Raw genomic sequence first — 16,240 nt, forward strand, 5'->3', positions numbered from 1 at the left:
GGTCGGGGTTGCGCCTACAGGCCCATCGCGATGCCGCCGCCGACGGGGAGGACGGTGCCAGTGACGTAGCTTGCCTCGTCGCTGGCGAGGAACCGGATGGCGGCGACGACCTCGTCCACTGTCCCCATCCGGCGCAGCGGGGTCATCCGCATCAGCTCCTGCCTGCGCTGTTCGGTCAGCGGCCTGGTCATGTCGGTGTCAATGATCCCCGGTGCCACCACGTTCACGGTGATGTCGCGGTTCCCGAGCTCCCACACGACGGACCGTGCCATGCCGAGGAGGGCGGACTTGGACGCGGCGTAGTTGCTCTGCCCGGGGGAGCCGAGGAAACCAAGTGCCGACGACACGCACACCACTCGCCCACGCCGGGCCGGAAGCATGCTGGCGACGGCGGCCCGGACGGCTCTGAACGCTCCGGCCAGGTTCGTGTCGACCACGGTCTCGAACTGTTCGTCGGACATCCGCAGCAGCGGGACGTCGATGGTGATGCCCGCGTTGGCGACGAGTACCTCGACCGTTCCGTGCGCCTCCTCCGCCTCTCGCAGCGCACGCTCGACGTCGCCAGGTACCCTGACGTCCGCGCGCAGACCGAGCACGCCTTCCGGGGCGGCCCCCGACCGGCCGGCGACGGCGACCCGGTCGCCCCCCTCGGCGAACGACCGTGCGGCGGCCAGGCCGATGCCCCGGCTCCCGCCCGTGATGAAGATCGATCGGCCCATCGCATTCTCCTCCCGGGCCCGCGGCGCCACCGCCGGTGCCCGTCCTCGCCCTGTGCAGCTGGCGTTGTGTGCGGCTGTGGGTTCAGTCGTCGGTGAGATGACTGGTGGGAACCGGGCAGATGGTCATGGTTCCCGCCGCGATGACGGCGTCGTTCTGCTGGAAGGACACGGCGAAGGTGGACCCGCCGACCACGTCCTCATGCTGGTGGACCGCTGCCACGGTGGTTGTCACATCCAGCTCGGCGAACCGGGTGAAGGCCAGGTCGAAGGCGACGACGGTGGCCGCGGTGGCCGGCACGCCGAGCAGGTCCGCGCCGGACCACAGGCACAGCTGCCGGGCCGCCTCGGTGAGTACCATGCCGGGGAAATGGTCCAGTGCGTGGTCGAACATGCTGCGGTTGTCGACGGGCACCCGAATGGTGGCCGTGGCCCCGCCAGCGAACTGGACGGGATCCACGAGGATTGTGTTGACGCTGCTGGCTCGCCCGACAGCGGCCGGCGCGATCGTCGCGGGCGTGGGCCGGATGTCGTCCGATGTGTGCGGCGCGCTTCCCCGGCGGAGCGCCCGNACGTGTTCGTAGGCGGAGTCAGACAGGTAGCCCACCGCGATCCGGGTGTCGCCGATGGCCACGCCGTCCAGGGAAAGCCGGATGTCGTAGGCCAGCGACCGACTGGTCGGCCGGTCGCCGACGAGTGGGCGCGTGCCGACCGCCATCGTCAGCTCGCTGGCGCCTCGGGTGCGGATGGCGAACAGCCCCGGCAGCTGCATGGACCACGACCTCAGGACGAACCGGGTGTCCCGTGCCACGCCGAAATGCACGTGGGCGCCGTAGGTCTCAGCCTGGCGTGAGCATTCCAGCAGAAGCAGTGGATCCACCGCGCCGTGTCGGACGTGGTCGGTGAAGTACGCGTGGGACGACGGCAGTTGGGCGGCAGCCAGGTAGGACGTCGCACCGGTGGGCACGGTGTCGGTCAGGAACACTTCGGAAAGCGCGTGACGGTGGATGAGGGAACGGTCGACCGTCTGCATGAAGTGCAGCTCGCGGAGAGAGTCCTCGGTGTGTGCGATCTCAGTGTCAGCCGGCATCTACGGATCCTTCGCTGGGGTCCTGCGCGGGATTTCTTCCGCTGATTGCTGCGCCCGTCGCCAGGACGGCATCTGCTTGTACTGGGCGCATATTTCCTGCGCAGGACAAAGCTACCCCGACCATCCTTTCGTGCCGCTGACGGCTGGCTGGCGGTTGACATCAGCGGGACCACGCCGGCGTATCAGACCAGTTCCGCCGAGGGGCGCATGATCAGAGGGTGAGAAAGGCCGGATGTCGCGCGGTCCGCGCACCCGGGTTGTATCAGGCACGCGGTCCAGCCGACGGTCTACGACGCTTCGTTCCGGAGGGGTTCGGCGGATGGCAAAAGGTTCGACCGGCGCGTGACCAGGGCCATAATCCTTTTCGCCTCGGCCGCGCCCAGAAGCTGCCCGGTCTCCTCCGAGATGGTGCGCAGGCGTTGTGCGCATTCGGTGGCTCGCTCGAACTCCTGCTGCTCGGCGTACATCAGCCCGAGGTCTACCAGGATCCTGCGCTGAGTGATCCGGTTGGTGCCGGCCACCAGGGCGAAGGCGTCTGCCGCGTGCAGCGCCGCGGCGGCGGCACGGCCGAAGTGGTCGTCCGCGAGCGCGATCCGGACGAGCGAGTAGGCCTTCCCGTCGGTGTAGTCGATGGCGTTTGCCCGTTCGAATGCCTGCCGGGCGCACTGGATGGATGCGGTCCAGTCCCCGCGCTCGGCGTTGATCCCCGACATGATGCAGAGGGTCTCCGCCTCAAAGGTCCGGTCACCGCACTCCTGGAAGGCGCCCAGCGCCTGCTCGGCGAACTCAAGCGCGGCCTGGTTGTCACCGACATCGTGGTGCACCAGCGCGAGCCCGTAGAGCGAGATGCTCCGGTCGTAGAAGGAGTCGATACGCGTGGAGACCTCAAGAGCCTGGGAGAAGCAGGACTTCGCAGCGTCCAGATCTCCCAACGCCTCACGTACCAGGCCCAGGTTCCTCAGGCTGTACGAGGTGATGTGATGCAGCCCGAGCTCGCCGGCGGCCCGCAGCGACGACGTGATGTAGGTCGTGGCCACAGTCATGTCGCCCTGAGCCCAGTGGATCTGGCCGAGTAGTCCAAGCGCGGCGGCCTCGGTCCGCGGGGACCCGACTTCCCGGGCGATCGCCAAGGCCTCCTGCCCGATGCGCTCGGCCTGATCGACCTGGCTGAGACTCAGATGGGCGAGACTGAGGTTGTTCAGGATGGCGGCCACCTCCTCGGACATGCCGAGGTCGGTGTGCAGGGCGACACTTTCAGCAAGGTGGTTTATCGCCTGACGATAGTCACCTAGCGTGTTATACAGGTTGGCGAGACTGCGGTGCATCGCGGCCATGCCGAGCTTGTCCTTACTCCGACCGGCCGCAATCAGACCGCCGTGCGCCGCCTCCGACCATTCAGTCCGATATCTTCCGGTCCAGAAGAACCCGCGGAGCGCATCGGAAAGATGCCAGGTCAGATGGCTTGAACAGGAACCGTCGAGCGCGCGCATACAAGCAAGGACGTTGCGCCACTCCGCGAGCAGCCAGGCCATCGCCTGGCTCTCGTCGACGAATTCCGGCGCGTCGATCACGGAGCGTGTTTCTGGCGGCAGCGGGAGCCGGAGGAACTCCACGTGCAGGATATCCACCGCGTTTCTCGTGCCGACCAGGTACCACAGGCCGAGACGGTCCACTGCCGCCGCTATCTCCTGGGCAGTGAAATGGTCGCCTGCCCGCTTGTAAGCGTATTCCCGCAGCAGGTCGTGAAACTGGTACCGGCCGGGCGCCTGCTGCTGCAGCAGGTTCGCCACCGTGAGCCTGTTCAACGAGTTGCGGGTCTGGGCTGTGCTCATGTCTGCCAGGACAGCGACGGCATTGGCCGAGAAGTCGGGCCCGGGGAAGAGCCCGGCCAGGCTGAACAACCGGCGATCGTCCGGCCCGACCGAGTCGTAGGACAGCGCGAAGGCGTTGGACACCGCCGAGACCGGGTCGTCGTCCACGGTAAGCGCCGCCAGCCGGTTGCCCGTGCGCAGGCTGTCCACGTATTCGTCGGCGTGGCCGCCCGGGAAACTGATCAGATTGGCGGCGGCGATGCGCAGGGCGAGGGGGAGATACGCACACAGCGCCACCACCTCCGGAATCAGCGCAGGATCCACCGGGACAGCGACGTTGCGCAACATGCCCTCGACGAGCTCGCGGGACTCCTCGGGGCTCAGAGTGCCCACTTGGACGACCTGCGCGCCCAGCGTGGCGACCAGGCCACCCAGGTGCCGTCGGCTGGTGATGATGACGGAGCAACCGGCGTCGCCGGGCAACAGCGGCATCACCTGGTCAATGCTCGAGGCGTTGTCGAGCATCACCAGCACGTGTCGGCCGGCGACCTTCGATCGGAACAGGTTCGCCTGCTCGGCCAGCTCGACCGGGATCTGGCCCGGCGGAACGCCGAGGCTGCGTAGGAACTGCGGCAGCACATGCTCCGGAGTGAGCGGCGGGTCCTGGCCGAGCCGCTCGTGGCTGCGCAGGNTGACGTACAGCTGCCCGTCCGGGAACGCTGGCCGCAACCGGTGGCCGAGACTTACAGCCAGCGCCGTCTTGCCGATTCCGGGCGGCCCGCACAACACGACGACCGGTACGCCCGGGCGCGTCCCAGACGGGCGCAAGGCCTCGGTGAGCTGGTCCATCAGCTCCTGCCGGCCGACGAACCCGATCGCGTCGGCGGGGAGCTGGGCCGGCACTGTGGACGGCGTCGCCGCGTCGGGTGCGGACCGATCCGGCAGGCACAGCTGCGGGTCGGACTCGAGGATCCGCCCGTGCAGGTCCCGCAGGCCGCTGCCGGGCTCGATGCCGAGCTCGTCTACCAGCAGCGTGCGCACCTGCTGGTAGACGTCCAGTGCCTCGGCCTGCCGGCCGGCCCGGTACAGGGCCAGCATCAGCAGCTCCCAGAACTTCTCCCGATAGGGATTGTCGATAGCCGCGAGGCGGATCTCGCGGACAATCTGGGCGGCTCGGTTCAAGCGCACCTCGAGCTCGAAGCGGGACTCCAGCGCGGACATCCTTTCCTCCTCCAGCGCCGCGCCCTTCTCCCGGCGCAGGGACTCGGAGGGCACGTCGGCCAGCGCGGGGCCGCGCCAGATCGCCAGCGCGTCGGTCAGCAGTTTCGCCTGAGCCTGCGGGTCCGCCGTCTCCTCGGCCCCCCTGACCAGCCGGCGGAACTGCTGCAGGTCCAGGACCGCCGTCCCGAGGTTCAGGCGGTAGCCGCTACTGACAGTGCTCAGCATCTTCGGGTCGCCCAGGAGCTGACGGAGCCGCCGAATGTACGTGTGTAGCGCTCCCCGCGGGTTCGCTGGCTGGTGGTCGTCCCACAACCAGTCGATCAGCCGATCGGAGCCGACGACGCTGCCCGCGTCCAGCAGGAGGGCTGCCAGCAGGGTGCGGAGCTTTCCGGACTCAATCGAGATGATCTCTCCTTTGAGAATGATCTCCAGAGGACCGAAGATCATGAACGCATTGATGCTGTCCACCATGCTCGTGGGCTCCTCGCTCGAACCGACCTTCAGTCTTCTGGTCTCGCTTCACTGAATGGACATGCTCCTCCTGAGGGTGGTTACGGTCCACGGGCCAGCGGGCCGAAAGGAGAGCTGAGGTCCACGCGCCACGGCTGCTTTCCAGTCGCAGNCGCCAGGCCCGATGACTCGGCGGCGATTGCAGAGACGTCTGACCAGCGCCGACTGACTCGCGAAGAGCGCGCCGGCACTCAGCGAGGCCCTTTCACTGGCTGGCTTCATGATACGAACGATCCGCGACCTTTCATGACGATGTCGCATGCACGACAGAGATATCGCATGCTACTCGCCGGGGTCGGTAAGCACCCAAAGCACTCCGTCGGCCGGCGTTTCCGAGAGATGAATAAAAATGATCTTACGACTGCCGGACCCTACCACGGTACGGCCTTCCAGGCGCGCGGCGGCGTGGGGAAGATCTCCCATCCGCTGCTATTCTCGCCGCCGACCACGGCTTACGCCAAGGTATTTTGATGGGAACCAATGTCGATCTTTCCGGGGTGTGGCCCGACTGTGCCGAACGTCACCAGATCGCGGGCGGCCCACGGGCGGCACGCGGGATTACCGTCGCGCAGCGGCGGTCTTTACGGGCCTCCGGTTCGATCGAGTTCTTCTACGAGCGACGTACCTGCAGTTCTTCGACCGACACGGACCACGCCCCCCGACGCCAGTGAGATTGATCATTGAGCCTTTTCAATCTCTGTTTGTCTGATTCTTTCGGCCGTTGAGGATCACCAATTGACGAATTGAACGGGCACTGGTTCCGGTCGTTCCGTCATCTGGCGGCGGCGATAGTTGGCCGGGCGGTGGCCGGAGGGGTGCCGTAAATAGAGAAGTCCCCGGTAGATCACAGGGTGTCTACCCCACTGTGCCCTTGACCGAGGACTTCCGTTGCTAACCTACCCTGGTGTCGTCGACCTGCCCGAGTCGACCCTGACCTTCCTTGCGGGGCTGCTGGCCGAGGATCGCGCCCAGCGCCGGACCTGGCGCAAGCTGCCCCCACCCGAGCAGGCACTCCTGGTGCTCGTCCACCTCCGCAAGGGTGAACGCTACGAGCAGCTCGCCGAGGGCTTCCAGGTCAGTGTCGGCACCGTCCACAACTACATCCGCGAAGCCGTCCGCCTGCTCGCCACTCACGGCCGGACCCTGCTCGCCGCGGTCTGGATCTTCGCGTGGACCCAGAGCAACTTCCTCATCCTCGACGGCACCGTCGTGCGTACCAACCGTGTCCGCGCGCACAACAAGCTGTACTACTCGGGCAAGCACAAGTACCACGGCATCAACCTGCAGGGCCTCACCGACCCCTACGGCCGGCTGATCTGGATCTCCGAAGGGCTTCCCGGCTCCGTCCATGACCTCACCGCGGCCCGGATGCACGACATTCTCGATCTGATCGACCGCTCGGAGCTCTACCTCTACGCGGACAAGGGCTACGTCGGCGGCGAGGGCGACCGCCTCCTCGTCCCGATCAAGAAACCCAAGAACAACGACCTCCCCGACCGTGACAAGGAGGCCAACCGGACCCACGCCACCACCCGCTCACAAGGCGAACGAGGATTCGCGGTCCTCAAGAACTGGCACATATTCGACCGTTTCCGTGGCTGCCCACGCCGCGTCGGCACCTTCGCCCAGGCCGCCCTCGTCCTCGCCACCGAGGGCCTTTAGGAAAACCAACTTTGAAATGGCTCACTGACCTACGGGCTCGCAGGCACCACAGAGGGACGACGTCGGACCGGACGGCACCAACATCCTCATCAGGACAGGGTGCCGGCGCAAGCCGGCATGATCACTGACCTGGACCAGACCGCGTCCCTCCAAGATCCGCGCGGTGAGCTTGTGGCTCTGGTCGGGCCAATCTCGCGGCGGGCATCCGTCGCCAATCCAGCGGAGAACCGCGAGCTGGCGCTCGTTGGGTTTGGTTGGACGCGACACAGGACCACCTCACGGCGTCCGGCAAATTGGGCGGAATCAGGTAGATGAGTAGCTCACAGCAGCATCGCTGACGCGCAAACTACTCGGCCTCATCCGGATAGCCGGATCGTGGGGCCGCCGAATGCAGGAAGGACCTGACGCGGCAGGTAATGGGAATCGTCGAATCGTCGAAGCCGCGTATGACGACGATCATCCAGGCGCCCGGCGGATCCGCAATATTCTTGAGCGCTGCGGATAGCGTCTTTCGTGCAGGAGGCGACCGCAGGCACACGGCGGTATGGCGAAGCCGGGCGGTCAACATCGCCTGGCCAGACTCTGGATCTTCGTCGCGGCACGCTGTAGCACCGGGTGCTACGCTGGCATGGTGAGCACTCCTGAGATCACGCAGCGGGACCTGCGGTCGAGGTCGCGGGAGATCATGGACGCCGTCGAGCATGGGCAGTCGTTCACGGTCACTCGGGATGGTCACCAGATCGGGCAGCTCGTCCCGATCCGGCGCCGGCGCCGGTTCGTCTCGCGGCAGGAGTTCGCCGCGATGTCACGCAACGCACCTGACACCGGCCTGGAGGCGTTCCGCGCCGACCAGGAGGCCGCGGCCGACCACGAGGCGACGGATGCCTATGACCAGTGAGCCCGTCCGGCAGGGCCTGCTGGATACCAACATCCTGATCCTGCGCCGCTGGGTGAACGTGGCCGAGCTTCCGGACGAGATGGCGATCAGCGTGGTGACGCTGGCGGAGCTGTCCGCCGGGCCACACCAGGTGCGGCGTAACGACGAGCAGGACCTGTACGACGAGCATGAGGAACGGGCACGGCGGATGGAGATCCTCCAACGTGCCGAGAACGAGTTCGATCCGATCCCGTTCGACGCCGAGGCGGCGCGGGTCTACGGCCGGCTGACCGCGGCCGTCGTCGCCGCGGGCCGCAAACCGCGCCGCCGGACCGCGGACCTGATGATCGCCGCCACGGCGGTCGCGGAGGACCTTCCACTGTTCACCACCAACCCCGGCGACTACACCGGCCTGGAACGGCTCCTACGCACGGTCCCCGTCACGAGGCCGCCATTGCCCCACGAGAGGAAGCCCTAACCCAGCCGGGGCGGCGAGGCTGCTGCCATACGTCGATGGCGGACGTTTTCGGGTGTCACGGGCCGCACCCCGATCTGGCCAGCCGGATCCGGGAACCCCAGACCGACCATGACGACACGATCAACCCGGTAAGCCCAGCGCGACAGTCTGGGGCGCCGCAGCGATCATGGGGAGGTGTAGCAACGGGTGTAGCAACAGAGGCAACCGACCACGCACGTCGACGGCCTTCCACTTCCGTTCCCGACCGCCGGGAACGACGCGCCGACCGTCCCGGACGGTCCCCTCGCGTCCGGCGGGTGGGTGCCGACCGTGCCGCATGCGGGGCGCACCGATCCCTCGCAGGATGCGACGCGCGGACCGCGTGCCCGCCACGACCGGGCGTCGGTTCCGGCGTTCTGGACGGTGGTGGACGGGCGGGTGGTTGCCGGCCCGTGGGCGGACCGGTATGACGCAGTCCGGGCGGGGGATGACCATCCCGGTAGCGCCGTCGGCTACGGGGTGGTAGCGGCGGACGGGACGCTGACGAGCCGTTCCGCACCGGATGATCTCGCGTTTAATCGCCTGTGGTCCGAACAGGTCGCGCGGCTCACCGATGACCATGGGGGGAGGGTGCGCGCGACCCGGGACGCTACCGCGCTGCTCACGGTGCGGGTAGCGCGTGCGCTCGTGCTGGCGGGGGTGCCGGTGGCGGACACTACCGGGCGGGAGGCAACCGGCGGGGTCCTGCTTGTCCCGGTGCGCACGGGTGCGTACCGGGGGGNGGCGTTGGGGTGGGCTACCCATCCCCGGATGGCCACCATCCCCACGGCGAATCGGCCCGTCCCGGCCGGGGTGGGTGATGTGCTGACCTACGCGGTAGCGGCCACGCTCGACGCGCTGGGGTTCACCGTGCGCTACGGCAGGCAGACACGGGCGCATCTGGTCACGGCCGGACCGGGGGACGCGCGATGAGCGACGTGCCGACGTGTGAGACACCCCGTTGTGCCGCACCCGCACTGGTGATCGTCTCCGATGGGAGAGAAACGGCGTTGGCGTGCGCCCTATGCCACGAGGCCATGTTGCGGGCCAGCGGCGGAGTGATCCGTGGCATCGGTCTCGTCCCCCGGACCCCACGCCCGTAGCCGCTTGCTAGACGCTTACAGGAACAGGCCCCCCGCACCGGATACGGTGCGGGGGGCCTGCCGCATGTTGGGGTCAGTCGGTGGGGGGTGGGTCGGGGGGTCGGGGGCGTGGATGGTCCCGCATGGTGGCGAGCAGCACCGCGAGGGCGTTGATCTGTTCATCGGTCAGTGGGGGCATCGCCCATACGGCGCGGCGGATCGCCGTGTGTTCGTCGTCCGGTTCGTCGGCAGGGTGGTCCGGCGTGCTGGTCATCGCGGCTCCCTGACCCCCCGCCGGTCGTCACGTGACGACCGGAGGGGGGTTGCGGTTGCGCCGGGTGGGGGTCGGCGGGGGTGGTTCGGGACGGTCGCGTGGCACCCGGGGGTGGACGGCTACCGCGACCGTGCTGTGTTTGTTCAGATCACCGGGGGTGCGCGGGGTGCGGGCATGGGGTGTTGCCGCTACCTGGTCGCGGGCGTGGTGCTAGCGGGCGGCGTTCCCGGGGTTGGGTGCGGTGTGGCGGGGGTGGTCGCTGCGCGGGCGTGCGCGGTGTGGGTGTGGGTGTGCCCTACCCGCGTGTAGGGGTGCGGGGTGGGTCCGCCCGGTGATGTGACTGTCTGTGGCGATGTGCCGTGGTGTGCACGGGTGGGGGTGTGTGGGTGCCTACGCGCGTAGGCGCGCACGCACGCGCGCGCGTAGGGCCGTGCATGCACGCCGGGGTGCACGGCGTTGCACGGGGGTGTGCACGGCGGTTCCGTGACGGTGGGTCATGGGCGGNGGGGGGNGGCGTGCCAACGGCCGGGCGCGGCCTGGCGCACCTTGCCGGCTTCCTGGAGCTGCTGTAGGGCATAGTACACCCATCGACGGGACCGGCCGGTGGCGGTCACCAGGTCGGGCACGCTGGCGCCGTCCGGTGTTGCCGTGAGGGCAGTCCACAGGGCACTGTTGGGGTCGGGGTTATGGTCCGTGTGCGGCCCGTCCGACCGGGCGGGTAGAGCCGGTGGCGTGGGATAGCGGCTGGTGATATCCGCCACGGTGTCGTCGTCTAGCAGGTAGGCACGGTGGGGTGTGGGCGTGGTGTGGTCGGGGTCAAGGATGAGGAACACGCCGGGAAGGGTGAAGGCGTCGGTTCGCCAACCACTTTTGTAGGCGCCTGCGCCGAGGATGAGGTCTGTGTCGGCGCGTTCCCGGACTCGCAGCGCTATCCGGACGTCCATCTGGCTACGGATAGCGCCGTTTCCCGTCGCGTCTTGGGTTGGTCGTTGCGTGGCAGCGATGAGCGTGACCGCGACTGCGCGGCCGAGACGGGCCAGGGAATCAGCTATGTCCAGTGCTTCCGGGGGGAGTTCCGCGAATTCGTCGACCAAGATCGCGAGTGCTGGGCGTTCCCGGGTGGGGTTCCAGGTCCTTTCCCCGCGCTGTGCTTGCTCGCGGGTGCGCCGGTTCAGTTCTTCCCATGCGGCGGTGAAGAGGGTTAGGGCATCGTCCGGTGTGGTCGCGAGCCTGCCGAGTGATTGCGCCCACGGGCCGAGTTCCATGCCGCCTTTCAGGTCCACTCCCCAGACGGTCACATCGTCTGCGGGAATGAGCCCGGCGAGGATCGTGTTCACCAGGCCCGATTTCCCCGCGCCGACGACGCCACCGATGAGGACATGGCGGCGGAGGAGAAGAACGGTTACGGCCGTGCCATCCTCGGAAACGCCGATAGCAATCGGTTTGGTGATCGTCGCGGGGTGGTCGTGTCCGGGCCAGGGGTTCGGGCGTGCCAGAGGATCGGTTTCTGTCACTCGGACGATGACATGGTCTTCACGGTCGGGATCGGCGGTCACCCGTACCGAGTTTGGCCGGACACCGAGCATGGAGGCTATTTCGTCGCTCCGGGCGATGGCGCTACGGGCGGACATGCCACGGCGTAGCGCCACTCGCGCGGTATATCCCCACGCATCTACTATCGCGGACATCACCCGTGAACCGGAAAGCCCCGCGTTTTCGGCGAGGACAGGCCACGCCTGCATGGTGCGCTCGACCCGGACCCGTTCACGTCGGCGCCGATGTGCCCACCATGGGATAGCGGCCACAGTGCCGGCTGTGACGAGCAGGGTGGGAAGGGGTGGGTGGCCAGGGCTGAGAATCGCGGCGGCTGACCACCATCCGGACGCGAGGATGGCCACGGTCACGGCGTAGGCGCGTTCGATCCGGCGCGGCATCCTGCGTGCTACCACACACGCCGTAGCCAGGCTGAACAGGGTCATCAGCACCACGGCACCGGCGCCCCACGCCCGGTGTGCCACCGTGGCGGACACCGCCAGGAACAGAGCGATATAGAACGGGAGAAATTCGCTGCGGAACCGCCAGAAGAAACCGGTGATACTGGTCACGGCCATCGGGCCGGAGTGGTTCTCCCGGAGTTTTCGTCGGGTGGAACGGCGCATGTAGCGGCGCATCCGCCGTATTTCCCGTGTCATCCGACGCTGATCGTTGGTGTGGGTTCGTGGCATGGCTTCTCTTCTCAGAGGAAAACGGGGGTGTCCGGAAGCCGGACACCTCCGCGCGGCCTACAGATGAATAGAGGAAAATATGCCGAAAATCTGGTTGAGAATGCCCTGAAACGTGTCCGAGAAATTGGACTGTGCGACGTAGAAACCGAGCGCGGCGCAGGCGAACGCTTGCCACGGGTTGAGGTCAAACGCGCGGATCATGACGATGACAACGATAAGAAGCAGGAAGAGAATGGAAAAGGGAATCATCAGTGGTTGGCCTCGTCTTCGTCATCGTCAAAGTTGGTGTCATAGGCGATGCCTGCCGCGAACAACCACAGATCCTGGGCGGTCAGCCATTCCGCGAGGGTCTTGTCCCGGTGGGCTTTCAGCAGGCTCTGTACGTACCGGATTGCTTCGATACCTTTTTCGTCCTGGCCCAGAATGTCCATGAAGATGTCGTGGAGGACTGCGCTTGCCGTATAGCCGTCCATATGGGTGTCGAAGGCGTCGGCCGCGCGCTTCTCAAGGACGGCGAGCTCGCGATCATCGAACACGGCAGTCACCTCGCGAAAGGGAAGGGAGAGGGGAGAAAGAAAACGCGGGAATGGCACGGCCAACCGGCGTCGGGCACGGCCGCGGGCGGTATTCATGCTGCAGGTTGTATCCGGCTAGGACGCCTAGCAGAAAAAGATCGGCGAGCCAGACTGCAAGGGCTGTCCAGAAGAGAACGCGGTGCATTCTGGTCACGGCTTGTGTGTCCACTTCGTAATAGCCCGCGCGGCCAGAAGAATGAAAATGATAGCGATGAAGTACTTGCCGTATCCGGGGGTGGATGTCGTGGCCGCCCACGAAAATGTCCAGAGGGCCAGGGAAACCGGCACGAACACCGCGAGGAAACGCCACAGCGGCACGGCCAGAACCAGCAGGAAAAGGAATAGAAGAAGTAGGAACACAGGAACTCCCGAGGGATGGGGGCAAGCCTTCGGGGCCGTTTCTGTCAGCCCCGCCGGACACCGCCCATGTTTCCCGATGAAAAGCCGCACCGCAGGTATTAGACCGGCAAATCCGGGGGGTATTAGTGGCTGGGAGCCGGAATTCCGGGGGACCGGACCCGGACCAAACCCGGAACGATCATCAGCGCGCGGACACCCCGGACTCAACCCTGACCAAACCCGGAAAAAACCCGGATGCGTGAGCGTGCGATCACTGGCCTGCTGTGTGCAGGCGCAACGGCGTATGCACGGGACGACGGGAAGACGGATCATGACGGGCGATGACCGCCAACGGCGACTCATAGAAGATCTTGGGAGGCTTGCCGATCACGGCGTCCGGGGTCCCGAAGACATCATCAACGCCGCGCCACGCCTGCTAGCCCTCGTGGCAGCGCAGGGAGGCGAGTGGGCGCGCGCGCGGGGGGTCGTGAGGCTGCTGCACGCGGCCACACAGGCACTCGGTCACCCACGCGGGTCAGCCCTGCGGGCACTACTCGCGCTGGACCCCGCGCCGCGTGGCATGGGAGTGCGGCTCACAAAAACGGAACGGCGCCACGCCGCCAGCGTCTACTACCGGATTGAGGGAGACACCTTCCGCAAGACACACGAGAAAAACCTGATAACCGCGCTCGCGATCGAAATCGACCACCGACTCACCACCGGGCATGACACCACACGCGGTGATCATGCCGGAGACGGGCACGGCCGCATGCCATCCACGCGTCCCGGACCCAAAAACCCACCGCCACCCGCAAGCACCTTCCGTCCCCTTGCAAAGAGGGAAGCAAAAGGAGGTCCGTGATGTTCAGCCGGTTCTACCAGGAGCCCGACGGAAAAATCCCCTGGTATTTTATCGCCGTAGTCGTCCTTTTCGTCGCCGTGCCGTCCGTTATCGCCGGAGCATGGCTAGGATGGCTCACCCGATAATATGTCCAGGCCTAATACGAGAGGCATAACACACTACCCAGTTGATTTCTAGGAGACCGCACGGACCGGGGCCGCCCGGGTTGGGGTCGCCCGTCGGACCGGGGCCGGCATGGGCCGGGGTCGCCCGTATCGCTATCGATGCAGGTCACAGCGGATGCACCGGACAAGACGACAGCGTGTGGCGCCGCTACGCTCCCACCCGCACCGCTACCGGCAGGCACCGCGCCACAGGCAGAGCCTCACTCCGATAGAGACGCGACGAGGCAGCTACTCTCTGTTGATCATCTGCTCTACCTCGTAGGTATCCGACAGCAGGTCNACGCGGGTCACAGTCGGATCTTCGACCAGCGCACGCCGGGCCGCGTCGGGAAGGTCCATCCTTCGGGCCTTCCACGCAGGAACGTAGTACAACGCTCCGGCCCTACCAGGCGCCGCGATCAGCCGGACGAACGGCATGAGCCCCGACTCACCTCACCCTGCCCCCGCGAGGCGGTATCGGCGACCGGCCGTTCACCATCGAAGATCTGCACCCGTTCGACCGCCGGAAGCATCCGCAGCAACCGCGAGGCCAGCGCCGGAAGGTCGGCGTTACGGAGCACGTCCGGACTCGCGATGGTTGCGGACGGCCCTCGATCATCCTCATAACGAACCAAGATCTTCAACATGGCGGAAGGTCCCTGATCGCAGCTGCGTTCAGCATCCCCCGCACTCCAAAGCAAGAAGATCGCGTGGCTTCTCCGCAACCAGAACGCGTGAGCCCGCGTCGTCCGTCAGCTCCACGGACGCCACCCCCGGTTCCTCCAGAGCCTCGCCCACGATCCGCCGCAGACCGGCCGCCACGACCGGAGCCCACTGCATGTAGGTCGTGGTCGGCGCGGCCCCCTTGTAAACGATCTTTATGTACGGCATCCCGTCCCCCTCGCGGCTCACATGGGTGTCCCCGGGCGCACCGGCATCGTCGGCGGCAGCACACCCGGGGACGTCTAGGTAGGGCACCCCGTCGTGTGTAGCCCAAGGTGACCCGAAGCGCCCTACGACAGAACATGACAGATAGCGAGGGACGCGGTCACCCCCCGCAAGGGACATGCTGGGACGTTCTAAGATCGAAACGTCCCATGCCCTCGGTCTCGGGAGCCGCAACGTGCCCAACGAAAGATTGCGAACCGCGCTCACTCGCCGTAGCTGGACACCGCCCACGCTCGGTGAGGCTCTGGGTGTCGACGCGAAAACGGTTGAACGATGGATCACGAAGGGGCGGACTCCGCACCGAACCACCGCGATGAAGGCCGCGCGACTACTCGGGGAGGAAGCGACTATCTATGGCCCAATGTGGGTAAGCGTGTCGCCATGGATGAACGACACGGCGAAGTCGTCACGGTCTACACGGAGCGAAGCGCCGTCCCGAATGCTCTGTGGCTCGCCCTTCTACAAGAAACTTCGAGCGTGCTCGATATCCTCGTCTATGCAGGTCTACACCTACCTGAAGCCAACCCGTCCTGGGTGCCGGAAATCCAGAGGCGTTGTGGCGATGGGGTGCAAGTACGCATCGCGTTCGGCGACCCCGAATCAGAGGAAGTGCGAACGCGCGGAGAGGAGGAAGGGGTTGGCGCTGGGATGGCTGCGCGCATTAGATATGCGCTCTCCTGGTATCAACCGATACTCGGAGTAGAAAACCTTCAGGTCCGCTTTCATGCAACGGTGCTGTATAATTCGATCATCCGATTCGACGATCAGATGTTGATCAATCCGCACATCTACAGCATGCCCGCATTCCGCGCCCCGATTGTCCATCTGCGTAAGATCGACGGCGGACCCCTGTTCGAGACCTACGCTGAATGTTTTGAGCGAATTTGGGCGCAGAGCCGAGTGCTGGAAAACAAGGAGGGGTGACCTGTGCCTCGTGTTGACTACTTGAACGATCCCGAAGCTCCAGCGGCTAACAGCATTGTTCCGGCTGTAAGTGCGATCGTTCCCGATAGCGAAGGACGGATTCTCCTGATCCGTCGTACCGACAACGGATATTGGGCCATCCCTGGCGGGGGTGTTGAGCCTGGCGAATCAGTCAGGCAGGCTACCGCGCGTGAAGTCATGGAAGAGACCGGGATATCCTGCGAAGTAACCGGAGTGGTTGGGATCTACTCCAATCCTGGCCACGTAGCGGCCTACGACAATGGCGAGGTGCGGCAACAATTCTCCATCTGTTTTCGAACCAGGATGACCGGTGGTGAACCTAGAACGAGTGACGAATCTTCACAGGTGAGGTTCGTAGCAATTAGCGATCTCCCTTCATATAAAATGCATCCGTCGATCCGACTGCGAGTTGATCATTATCTCGAAGAAAGGAGTGAACCGTATATTGGCTGATAGCTGGTAAT

Annotated in this window: 15 protein-coding genes; 5 read left to right on the forward strand and 10 right to left on the reverse strand. The window is 65.9% G+C overall.

All coding sequences use genetic code 11. The features are described 5' to 3' along the window. Nucleotides 1-14 precede the first annotated feature (14 nt). The 3 genes from fabG to ALLO2_RS12235 form a co-directional block, all read right to left on the reverse strand. Nucleotides 15-719, reverse strand: a complete 705-nt coding sequence (gene fabG / locus ALLO2_RS12225) for a 3-oxoacyl-ACP reductase FabG (RefSeq protein WP_011436539.1) — start codon at nt 717-719, stop codon at nt 15-17. Between the two features lie 82 nt (nt 720-801). Further along, a complete protein-coding gene (locus ALLO2_RS12230) occupies nt 802-1,806 on the reverse strand; it encodes an AfsA-related hotdog domain-containing protein (protein WP_023841856.1) in 1,005 nt (334 codons plus the stop codon). 287 nt (nt 1,807-2,093) lie between these two features. Then, complete coding sequence (locus tag ALLO2_RS12235) at nt 2,094-5,309, reverse strand: BTAD domain-containing putative transcriptional regulator (RefSeq protein ID WP_084588411.1); 3,216 nt, start codon at nt 5,307-5,309, stop codon at nt 2,094-2,096. 927 nt (nt 5,310-6,236) lie between these two features. Here ALLO2_RS12235 and ALLO2_RS12240 point away from each other — a divergent pair. The 3 genes from ALLO2_RS12240 to ALLO2_RS12250 all read left to right on the forward strand — a co-directional run bounded on the left by ALLO2_RS12240 (nt 6,237) and on the right by ALLO2_RS12250 (nt 8,365). Continuing rightward, entirely contained in the window at nt 6,237-7,010 is a 774-nt protein-coding gene (locus ALLO2_RS12240) for an IS5/IS1182 family transposase (RefSeq protein ID WP_011434618.1), read from the forward strand. A 628-nt stretch (nt 7,011-7,638) separates the two neighbouring features. Beyond that, nucleotides 7,639-7,908: a type II toxin-antitoxin system Phd/YefM family antitoxin gene (locus ALLO2_RS12245; RefSeq protein ID WP_011434617.1), complete on the forward strand. Its 270-nt coding sequence runs from the start codon at nt 7,639-7,641 to the stop codon at nt 7,906-7,908. Continuing rightward, entirely contained in the window at nt 7,892-8,365 is a 474-nt protein-coding gene (locus ALLO2_RS12250; protein ID WP_011434616.1) for a type II toxin-antitoxin system VapC family toxin, read from the forward strand. Before ALLO2_RS12245 ends, ALLO2_RS12250 begins: the two co-directional genes overlap by 17 nt. 1,194 nt (nt 8,366-9,559) lie before the next feature. Here the strand turns inward: ALLO2_RS12250 and ALLO2_RS12260 are convergent. The 7 genes from ALLO2_RS12260 to ALLO2_RS12290 form a co-directional block, all read right to left on the reverse strand. Then, complete coding sequence (locus tag ALLO2_RS12260; RefSeq protein WP_023842169.1) at nt 9,560-9,739, reverse strand: hypothetical protein; 180 nt, start codon at nt 9,737-9,739, stop codon at nt 9,560-9,562. Between the two features lie 2,282 nt (nt 9,740-12,021). After that, a complete protein-coding gene (locus ALLO2_RS12270; RefSeq protein WP_023842167.1) occupies nt 12,022-12,213 on the reverse strand; it encodes a hypothetical protein in 192 nt (63 codons plus the stop codon). Continuing rightward, nucleotides 12,213-12,596 carry a hypothetical protein gene (locus ALLO2_RS12275; protein ID WP_131728958.1) on the reverse strand — a complete coding sequence of 128 codons (384 nt, stop codon included), beginning with the start codon at nt 12,594-12,596 and terminating at the stop codon, nt 12,213-12,215. Before ALLO2_RS12275 ends, ALLO2_RS12270 begins: the two co-directional genes overlap by 1 nt. Before the next feature lie 93 nt (nt 12,597-12,689). After that, a complete protein-coding gene (locus ALLO2_RS12280) occupies nt 12,690-12,899 on the reverse strand; it encodes a hypothetical protein (protein WP_023842166.1) in 210 nt (69 codons plus the stop codon). Nucleotides 12,900-13,428: 529 nt separating this feature from the next. Beyond that, nucleotides 13,429-13,626, reverse strand: coding sequence for a hypothetical protein (locus ALLO2_RS25590; RefSeq protein WP_139168599.1), 198 nt, complete (start codon nt 13,624-13,626; stop codon nt 13,429-13,431). Between the two features lie 676 nt (nt 13,627-14,302). Continuing rightward, entirely contained in the window at nt 14,303-14,530 is a 228-nt protein-coding gene (locus ALLO2_RS12285; RefSeq protein WP_023842163.1) for a hypothetical protein, read from the reverse strand. A 28-nt stretch (nt 14,531-14,558) separates the two neighbouring features. After that, nucleotides 14,559-14,861, reverse strand: coding sequence for a hypothetical protein (locus ALLO2_RS12290; RefSeq protein WP_023842162.1), 303 nt, complete (start codon nt 14,859-14,861; stop codon nt 14,559-14,561). A gap of 243 nt (nt 14,862-15,104) precedes the next feature. On the opposite strand from ALLO2_RS12290, the gene ALLO2_RS25595 reads away from it, so the two are divergent. After that, on the forward strand, nt 15,105-15,755 hold the full coding sequence (locus tag ALLO2_RS25595; RefSeq protein WP_131728957.1) for an XRE family transcriptional regulator: 651 nt from the start codon (nt 15,105-15,107) through the stop codon (nt 15,753-15,755). 3 nt (nt 15,756-15,758) lie between these two features. Further along, nucleotides 15,759-16,229, forward strand: coding sequence for an NUDIX hydrolase (locus ALLO2_RS24405; RefSeq protein WP_011434606.1), 471 nt, complete (start codon nt 15,759-15,761; stop codon nt 16,227-16,229). Nucleotides 16,230-16,240: the final 11 nt, after the last annotated feature.

The organism is Frankia sp. Allo2, from assembly GCF_000733325.1.
Classification (GTDB): Bacteria; Actinomycetota; Actinomycetes; order Frankiales; family Frankiaceae; genus Frankia; species Frankia casuarinae.

Excerpts from the sequence above, each read along its gene's own strand:
- ALLO2_RS25595 (WP_131728957.1), top strand. The coding sequence starts at position 15,105 with ATGGATCACGAAGGGGCGGACTCCGCACCGAACCACCGCGATGAAGGC.
- ALLO2_RS12285 (WP_023842163.1), bottom strand. The coding sequence starts at position 14,530 with ATGTTGAAGATCTTGGTTCGTTATGAGGATGATCGAGGGCCGTCCGCA.
- ALLO2_RS12270 (WP_023842167.1), bottom strand. The coding sequence starts at position 12,213 with ATGATTCCCTTTTCCATTCTCTTCCTGCTTCTTATCGTTGTCATCGTC.
- fabG (WP_011436539.1), bottom strand. The coding sequence starts at position 719 with ATGGGCCGATCGATCTTCATCACGGGCGGGAGCCGGGGCATCGGCCTG.
- ALLO2_RS12245 (WP_011434617.1), top strand. The coding sequence starts at position 7,639 with ATGGTGAGCACTCCTGAGATCACGCAGCGGGACCTGCGGTCGAGGTCG.
- ALLO2_RS12250 (WP_011434616.1), top strand. The coding sequence starts at position 7,892 with ATGCCTATGACCAGTGAGCCCGTCCGGCAGGGCCTGCTGGATACCAAC.
- ALLO2_RS12260 (WP_023842169.1), bottom strand. The coding sequence starts at position 9,739 with ATGACCAGCACGCCGGACCACCCTGCCGACGAACCGGACGACGAACAC.
- ALLO2_RS12275 (WP_131728958.1), bottom strand. The coding sequence starts at position 12,596 with ATGAATACCGCCCGCGGCCGTGCCCGACGCCGGTTGGCCGTGCCATTC.
- ALLO2_RS25590 (WP_139168599.1), bottom strand. The coding sequence starts at position 13,626 with ATGATCACCGCGTGTGGTGTCATGCCCGGTGGTGAGTCGGTGGTCGAT.